Genomic DNA, 3,167 nt, shown 5'->3' on the forward strand with positions numbered 1-3,167 from the left:
ACCAAACGCAGTGCTGATGGTCAGCTCGGTTTTCTCCTCCACACCATTACTGGGCTTCACTGGTCGAGCCTTACTTACTACTACGGATTCATCTGCCACCTCGCACCAACATTCACCTTGAGTCACCTCTTGATGGATGCTTCCGGCATTTGCCCGGATGTGGTGTCAGGCTTCCCCAGTTATTGCACTGACTCCCTGTTAGATATCCCACCCTCAATCACAGTATTGGTCTGACTAAGTATTGGGCTTTGAGCTATTTTGGACGCTTACCCACCAGTACCGCCGAAACAGATTACGGTTAGTTGTGTACATCTAACTTCCTATGGCTTCCTTCAGACCCCACCGTTAGCCCGTGACGCCCTTGCCATTCGGATTGTCTTCCCCTTAGTCAGGGTGACTCCACTTTCTTTCAAGTGGACGGGTTTGCCAGCTTTGCTGGGCAAACAAAAAAGCGACACCGTTAGATGTCGCCTAGCAATATAAGGTCAGCCTGAATTACAACGTTCAGCACTACCATAAAGCCTAAAATTTACACTGGAAGCAATGTGAGCAATGTCGTGTCAAAAAGAATAGGCTCATTCGTTTGGTTGTTCATGCATCACTGGTTAAACAGGTTTAAAAAAGTTAAGCCGGTTTAAAAAACAAGTCACTCACCCCCTTATGAAATTCACTCATTCCCTAAGACAAAGTTAATAATAATGATTCTCATTTAACTGTCAACCACTAAATGAGAAAAAATCTCATTTATTTTTTAACTGCTTCACAAAATGATTAAGTGCAAACAAAAAGGCTGGTCAAATGCCAGCCTCTTAATAAGTGGTTCGTTTTCGAGTTTATTTTAGAAACTGAGCCGCTTGCGCATTTTCTTCCGCTAGCCACTGTGCGACATCTTTGGCAAAGTAGGTCAAAATACCGTCTGCACCTGCGCGTTTAAAGCACAGTAGCGATTCCATCACAGTCTCTTTCTCTGCTAACCAGCCGTTGAGAATCGCCGCTTTGTGCATCGCGTATTCGCCAGAGACTTGGTAAGCAAAAGTCGGGACTTGCAGCTCACTCTTCACGCGGCGAACCACATCCAGATATGGCATGCCCGGTTTCACCATCACCATATCCGCGCCTTCGTTAATGTCCATCGCCACTTCGTGAATCGCTTCATCGCTATTGGCGGGATCCATCTGGTAGTTTTTCTTGTTGCCACCTTTTAGGTTGCCTGCAGAGCCGACGGCATCACGGAATGGACCGTAGTAACAAGAAGCATACTTGGCAGAGTAAGCCATGATCTGAGTATGGATGTGACCGGCTTCTTCTAGCGCTTCACGGATTTTGCCAATACGACCGTCCATCATATCTGATGGCGCAACCACATCGACACCCGCCGCCGCATGTGACAAAGCCTGTTTGATCAACACTTCGGTGGTTTCATCGTTCATCACATAACCTGTGTCATCAATAATGCCGTCTTGACCATGAGTAGTGTATGGGTCAAGGGCAACATCGGTGATCACACCCATTTGCGGAACGTGCTCTTTGAGCAGGCGAACGGCGCGCTGCACCAAACCATCAGGGTTGTAAGCTTCTGCTGCGTCTAAACTTTTCGCATCTTGATTCACCACCGGGAACAGAGCGATAGCAGGCACGCCAAGGTTTGCTAAGTACTCCGCTTCTTCCAACAGTAGATCGATCGACAGACGTTCAATGCCCGGCATAGATTCAATCGCTTCACGGCGATCTTTGCCCATCAAAACAAACATTGGGTAAATCAGGTCATTGACCGAAAGTTTATTTTCTGCCACCAGGCGACGAGAAAAATCATGTTTACGTAAACGACGTAGACGACGACCAGGGAACTGGCCTTGGATAGATACTGACACTCTACTCTCCTTCTTAGGCAGCTTGATGCTACTTTTAGCTCAAGCTTTATTGATGAGATTCAGGCGAAATCATATCACTCTCAAACTCAGGTGCCAGAGCCTTTAAGTAAAAATACAAAAAATGACCCGATGCTCGCACTGACGTATACTGCCGACAAACCGAATTAACGAGACAACACCATGATTGATACCCATGCCCATATCTATGCCAGCGAATTTGATCAAGACAGAGATGAGGTGGTTCAACGCGCCTTAGAACAAGGTATCAAGCAAATCCTGTTGCCTAACATCGATTTAGACTCCATCGAGCCTATGCTGGCTACCGAAGCCGCTTATCCTGAAATTTGTCGTTCTATGATGGGGCTTCACCCTTGTTATGTAGATGCCAATGTTAACCAGACGCTGCAAACGATTCGCCCATGGTTTGATCAACACCCTTTCATCGCAGTCGGTGAGATTGGCATCGATCTCTACTGGGATAAAACCTACCGAGCGGAGCAAGAGCTGGCGTTTGTCAGCCAACTAAACTGGGCAAAAGAGATGGATCTGCCGGTGGTGATCCACACCCGTGATTCAATTGCAGAAACCTTAGCTCTGCTGCGTCAGGAGCAAGATGGCTCTCTGCGCGGCGTATTCCACTGCTTTGGCGGTAGTGTGGAAGAAGCGCAAGCGATCAACGCGTTGGGCTTTCACCTTGGCTTAGGTGGCGTTACAACCTTCAAAAATGGCGGTATGGATCAGGTGATCCCTCATCTCGATCTTAACTACGTGATTTTAGAAACCGACTGCCCTTACCTGGCCCCCGTTCCTCATCGCGGCAAACGCAATGAGCCGGCGTATACCCAACTGGTCGCTAAACGAATCGCCGAACTGCGTGAGATGACGGTTGAGGAAGTGGATACGCTCACTACGTTAAACGCCAAAAAGCTGTTTAATTTGTAGTAGAAAGGTGTTGAAGTTCCGCACCACTGACGATAAACCCAATATCGTTATCCCTGAAAATACGTCCTACGATTGTCATCTTGGAAAATACGCAAACTCCACGACTGTCATCCCGGAAAATACGCAGTATTTATCCGGGATCTCGCTCTTGTGCATGTGGTTGGGATTTAGATTCCTGCCTTCGCACAATGCTGTTCGTTTAAGAGTTCTCTTTCTTTTTTCGTGAGCTCTTCAACGGGAATTTGATAGGTTTTATCTTGACCGCCCGTTCATAATTTGGGCGGTCTTGCTTTGGCATAATAAACTCCCGTAATGACTCGGTTAAATCTTTTAAACGCGCGGGGAGTGACTGAA

The 3,167-nt window shown here is 47.2% G+C and carries 3 protein-coding genes; 2 read left to right on the forward strand and 1 reads right to left on the reverse strand.

Annotated elements, in window-relative coordinates; all coding sequences use genetic code 11:
• A partial coding sequence (locus tag ACK5MF_RS14000) for a hypothetical protein (protein ID WP_416923215.1) occupies positions 1–234 on the forward strand: 234 nt, incomplete at its 5' end.
• A 599-nt stretch (positions 235–833) separates the two neighbouring features.
• Here the strand turns inward: ACK5MF_RS14000 and hemB are convergent.
• Positions 834–1,871, reverse strand: coding sequence for a porphobilinogen synthase (gene hemB / locus ACK5MF_RS14005; RefSeq protein ID WP_416923216.1), 1,038 nt, complete (start codon positions 1,869–1,871; stop codon positions 834–836).
• A gap of 180 nt (positions 1,872–2,051) precedes the next feature.
• Here hemB and ACK5MF_RS14010 point away from each other — a divergent pair, with 180 nt between their 5' ends.
• Complete coding sequence (locus ACK5MF_RS14010; RefSeq protein WP_416923217.1) at positions 2,052–2,813, forward strand: TatD family hydrolase; 762 nt, start codon at positions 2,052–2,054, stop codon at positions 2,811–2,813.
• Positions 2,814–3,167: the final 354 nt, after the last annotated feature.

The organism is Vibrio sp. (assembly GCF_047973365.1).
Lineage (GTDB): Bacteria > Pseudomonadota > Gammaproteobacteria > Enterobacterales > Vibrionaceae > Vibrio.

Bases quoted from the DNA above. Each gene is read 5' to 3' on its own strand.
- ACK5MF_RS14010 (WP_416923217.1), top strand. From the start codon at position 2,052: ATGATTGATACCCATGCCCATATCTATGCCAGCGAATTTGATCAAGAC.